The organism is Ciceribacter sp. L1K22, from assembly GCF_017599385.1.
Classification (GTDB): Bacteria; Pseudomonadota; Alphaproteobacteria; order Rhizobiales; family Rhizobiaceae; genus Allorhizobium.
Genome location: NZ_JAGFPK010000019.1, coordinates 1 through 1,454, shown reverse-complemented (window position 1 = coordinate 1,454; position 1,454 = coordinate 1). Strand labels below are relative to the sequence as shown.

Genomic DNA, 1,454 nt, shown 5'->3' with positions numbered 1-1,454 from the left:
TCAGACTGCTGACAAACCCCTGGCTACATCCGGGGGTTTATGATTCACTGGGACATGTTGAAGAAACCTGCTCCCGAACAGACGGCTCTCGAGATGGTGACGCTCGACAGCCTTGTGCCGAAGGATCACCTGCTTCGCAAGATCGATGCGGTGATCGACTTTTCCTTCATCCATGATCGGGTTTCCGGTCTTTACTGCGCTGACAACGGCCGCCCGCCACTCGACCCGACCTTGATGTTCAAGGCGCTGTTCCTCGGCTACCTGTTCGGGGTGCGCTCCGAGCGTCAGTTGGTGCGCGAGATCGAGGTGAACGTCGCCTATCGGTGGTTCTTGCGGATGAAGCTGACCGATCCGGTCTTCGATGCCTCGACGCTCAGTCAGAACCGCCGCCGCCGCTTCAACGACACGTCGGTGGCGCAGGACATCTTCGATGCGATCGTGGAACAGGCGATCCGCCACGGCCTGGTCGATGGCACGGTGCTCTATACGGACTCGACCCATCTGAAGGCCAATGCCAACAAGGGCAAGTACGATCTTGAGATGCTTGCGAAGTCACGCGCCGACTACTGGGCCGATCTTGACCGGGCGATCGAGGCCGAGCGGGCGGCGCACGGGCAGACGTCGCTGAAGGAAAAGGAGCGCGAGCCGGAGGTCAAGGAAACCAAGGTCAGCCGCACCGATCCGGATGCGGGCTACATGGTGCGCGACGGCAAGCCCAAGGGCTTCTTTTATCTCGATCATCGCACGGTCGATGGCCGCCATGCAATCATCATCGACACGCATGTGACGCCGGCCAATGTGCATGACAGTATCGTCTATCTGGAACGGCTCGACCGGCAGCGCCAGCGCTTCGACTTCCATGTTGGCGCAGTCGGCCTGGATGCGGGCTACGCCACTTCGGGCATCGCCAAGGGACTGGAGAACAGAGGCATTCTCGGCGTCACCGGCTATCGCAACCCGACCCCGCCGAAGGACGGGATGATGCGCAAGTCGCAATTCGTCTTTGAGCCCGAGACCGACGGCTATCGTTGCCCGCAGGGTCAGCTGCTCACCTATGCCACCACCGACCGGAACGGCTACAAGCACTACCGCTCGGACCCGTCCCTCTGCCGCGACTGCCCGCTTCTTGCCTCCTGCACCGCAAACGCCAAGGCGGAGCGGACCATCACCCGCCATGTCTGGGCCGACGCCCGCGAGCGCACTGATGCCCACCGCAAGACGGCCAGAGGCAAGGCGATCTACAAGCGGCGAAAGGAGACGGTCGAGCGCTCCTTTGCCGATGCCAAACAGCTCCACGGGCATCGCTATGCCCGCTTCCGCGGCCTCATCAAAGTCCAATGGCAATGCCTGCTGGCCGCGAGCGCCCAAAACATCAAGAAGATCGCCATGGCAGTGAGCAAGGCCCCGGACCGAGCCTGGGTATAAGGGCACAGGTCCGATTAAGATCACGAAAA

Annotated in this window: 1 protein-coding gene; it reads left to right on the top strand. The window is 61.6% G+C overall.

What is annotated here, in order from left to right:
* Positions 1-54: 54 nt before the first annotated feature.
* Positions 55-1,425 (top strand): IS1182 family transposase, encoded by a 1,371-nt coding sequence (locus J5J09_RS22690; RefSeq protein ID WP_208554534.1) that lies wholly within the window; start codon positions 55-57, stop codon positions 1,423-1,425.
* Positions 1,426-1,454: the final 29 nt, after the last annotated feature.